The organism is Rhodococcus sp. R1101 (genome assembly GCF_000278445.1).
GTDB lineage: Bacteria > Actinomycetota > Actinomycetes > Mycobacteriales > Mycobacteriaceae > Rhodococcus > Rhodococcus gordoniae.
Genome location: NZ_AJVB01000510.1, coordinates 1 through 2,658, shown reverse-complemented (window position 1 = coordinate 2,658; position 2,658 = coordinate 1). Strand labels below are relative to the sequence as shown.

Below are 2,658 nucleotides of genomic sequence, written 5' to 3'. Positions count from 1 at the left end.
AACGCCTTGTAGACGAAGTCGAGATCGAGTTCCTCGTAGAGGTAGTTGTGGAAGCGGGTGCCGATGTTGCTGGGGCGGCCGGACATCGAGATGCACAGCCGGGTGTCCTTGGAGATGCGCTCGAGCATTTCCTCACCGTAGCCCCACGGCATACGAGGACATCGATGTTCTCGCTCGAGCATCCCGACCGGATCCCGCGCGACCTTCCTGCCCGACAGGCCTGACGAACCGCGCGAGAGGTCACGGGCACGATTCCGCCGCGCCCGTCAGGGCGCGGTGGTCGTCGACCGTGATCGGCAGTGCGTAGCGCACCGCCACGGTCAGGTACCGTCCCGCGAACCAGCAGCGGTAACCCGGCGCCGGCGGTAACCACCGCGCCGGCGTGCCGTCGCGCTTGTCGAGGTTCGCCTGCCCGTCGACGGCGACGAGGTTGTAGGTGATGTCGTTCGCGAACTGGCGCCGGCGGTCGGCGGGCCATCCGGCGGCACCGAGATCCCATGCCGCGGCGAGCGGATAGATGTGGTCGATGTGCACGGCGTTCGCCTCGGCACGCCGGAACTCCACGCGCGCCCCGGTGTACGGATCGTTCAGGACCCCGGACATCACGACACAGTCGTCGCTGCCCGCCCGGAAAGTGGGTGAGACGAGGTCGCGGGCGAGGACGTTGTTGCGGGTGTCGCATCCGTCGCGCCCGCCGGCGCCGGGATGGTCGTCGGACCAGGCCGGCCCGAACACGCATCGCTCCCCGGCGCCGCATCCCCGCTGATAACCGGGCACCTTCTGCCGCTCCTCGACCACCGTCACCTGGGCCAGCAGGGCGTGCACCTCGGCTCGGGCGGGGCTGCCCGGCACCGTCCCGGATCCCGGTCCGGTGCGATCCCACAGCCAGGACAGCACCACCGCGACGATCACGGCCACCACCCACCACATCGCGTTCCCCCCACGCACGCGGCGATCCTGGCATACCGCGCCGACAGGGCGCTCGCGGCAGAGCGATTCAGGGCACAGTGACGACGACCTTCCCGCCCGCATGCCCGGATTCGACGAGTTCGAGCGCGCGACCGGCTTCGGCGAGAGGGAAGGTCCGCTCGATGCGAGGCGTGAGGACGCCCCGCTCGACGAGCCCCGCGACCTGCTCGAACACTGCCCGGGTCCGTCGCCGGGTGATCCCCGAACCGCCCAGGGCCTGTGCGCGGGAAGGATCGGCGACACTCACGACCCGTTCCGGCGCCCGGGTCAGCGCGACCGCCCGTTCCAACACGTCGCCGCCGACGAGATCGACGACCGCGGTCACCGTCCCGCACCGCTCCGCGGCGGCCGCGACCCGCTCGCCGAAGCCCGCACCGGATTCGATCCACAGCCCGCCGCACGATTCGACGAGATCGCGTTTCCCCGCACTCGCCACGCCGAGCACGGCGGCGCCCGCGGTGTGCGCGAGTTGCGTGGTCGCCGTTCCCACACCGCCACCGGCACCGAGGACGAGCACGGTGTCCGCGTCCACGATGTCGAGGTGCTCGACGATGTCGAAGGCCGTTCCGGCCGCGACCGGAAGAGTGGCCGCCACCTCGAACGGCACGGACCCGGGCTTGTGCGCGGCAGCGCGCGCATCGACGAGTGTGTACTCGGTGTAACCGCCGTGACCCTCCGCGGTGGCTCCGAAGACGGCGTCGCCCGCCGTGAAGCCGGCGTCCGGACCGGCCGCCTCCACCACGCCCGCGACCTCCCGGCCGAGCACGGCCGGGAAGTGCACCGTGACGCTGTTCCTGCGCTGTCCGGACCGCACCTTCCAGTCGGCGGGATTCACACCCGCGGCCCGGACCGCCACGAGGAGTTGCCCCGGCCCGGGTGAGGGGACGGGAGTGTCGAACAGCTGCTGTGTCTCCGGACCGCCGTACTCCACGAAGCCGAATGCGCGTGCCATGGGACCCAGCCTGCCATCGGGGTCGGGTACGACTGGCACGATAGTGGGCATGTTGCACGGGCTGTGGTCGCCGGGATCCGGCCTGATGCTGTGGTGGGACCCCGCCGCAGAGCCCGATCCCGACGCGCTGCCGTCGGCGCTGCGCCGGTGGATCGACCGACCGTTCCGCCACCGCGTCACCCTCACCCTCCCCGCGGAGACCGAGCCGAGCACGGTGCCCGCCGTCGCCGTGGCACCACCGGACGCGGCAGAACTGCTGCTGGACATACCCCGGCGTCCCGGAGGCGTGGGCGGCGACCTGCGGTATCTCGCGCACGTCGCCCGTGGCATCGAGAGGTGGGCGCAGGCCGGTCGCGTCGCACCGGAACTGGTGCGGGTCGAGAAGCAGTGGTGGGCGCGGTGGCGTCTGCTCGGTGGCGAGAAGACGCGGGCCTGGTCCGCGGAACTGGCGGCCGCGATGTCTCCTGCGCAGCGACAGCTCGGACGACCGGTCGATCTGCTCGACGATCTGTGCCGCGAACTGACCGACCCGATCGTGCGCACGCTCCACGGCGCCTCCACCTCGCTGCATCCGCTCGTCGCCGCCCTGGCGGAGGGCAACCCCCATCCCCGGGGCACCCAGCGCATGGCCGACGCGCTCGAGGAATGGCGTGCGAGCCTGGCCGGATACGAACCCGATCTGGTACTGCGTCTCGTCGAGCCCGACGACGTCGACGACGGTGTCGGTGCCGATTCCC

The 2,658-nt window shown here is 71.4% G+C and carries 2 protein-coding genes and 2 pseudogenes; 1 reads left to right on the top strand and 3 read right to left on the bottom strand.

Annotated elements, in window-relative coordinates; all coding sequences use genetic code 11:
- The 3 genes and pseudogenes from R1101_RS30380 to R1101_RS0120710 form a co-directional block, all read right to left on the bottom strand.
- Nucleotides 1–128: pseudogene (locus R1101_RS30380) on the bottom strand (shikimate 5-dehydrogenase); the annotation flags it as partial.
- 112 nt (nt 129–240) lie between these two features.
- Entirely contained in the window at nt 241–930 is a 690-nt protein-coding gene (locus tag R1101_RS0120715) for a GmrSD restriction endonuclease domain-containing protein (RefSeq protein ID WP_016935195.1), read from the bottom strand.
- Nucleotides 931–997: 67 nt separating this feature from the next.
- Nucleotides 998–1,921: an NADP-dependent oxidoreductase gene (locus tag R1101_RS0120710; RefSeq protein ID WP_016935194.1), complete on the bottom strand. Its 924-nt coding sequence runs from the start codon at nt 1,919–1,921 to the stop codon at nt 998–1,000.
- A gap of 49 nt (nt 1,922–1,970) precedes the next feature.
- Between R1101_RS0120710 and R1101_RS27860 the strand changes: the two are divergent.
- Nucleotides 1,971–2,658, top strand: a pseudogene (locus R1101_RS27860) (ATP-dependent helicase); the annotation flags it as partial.

What these genes read in the sequence shown, in the direction of transcription:
- R1101_RS0120715 (WP_016935195.1), bottom strand. Translation starts at nt 930, where the DNA reads ATGTGGTGGGTGGTGGCCGTGATCGTCGCGGTGGTGCTGTCCTGGCTG.
- R1101_RS0120710 (WP_016935194.1), bottom strand. Translation starts at nt 1,921, where the DNA reads ATGGCACGCGCATTCGGCTTCGTGGAGTACGGCGGTCCGGAGACACAG.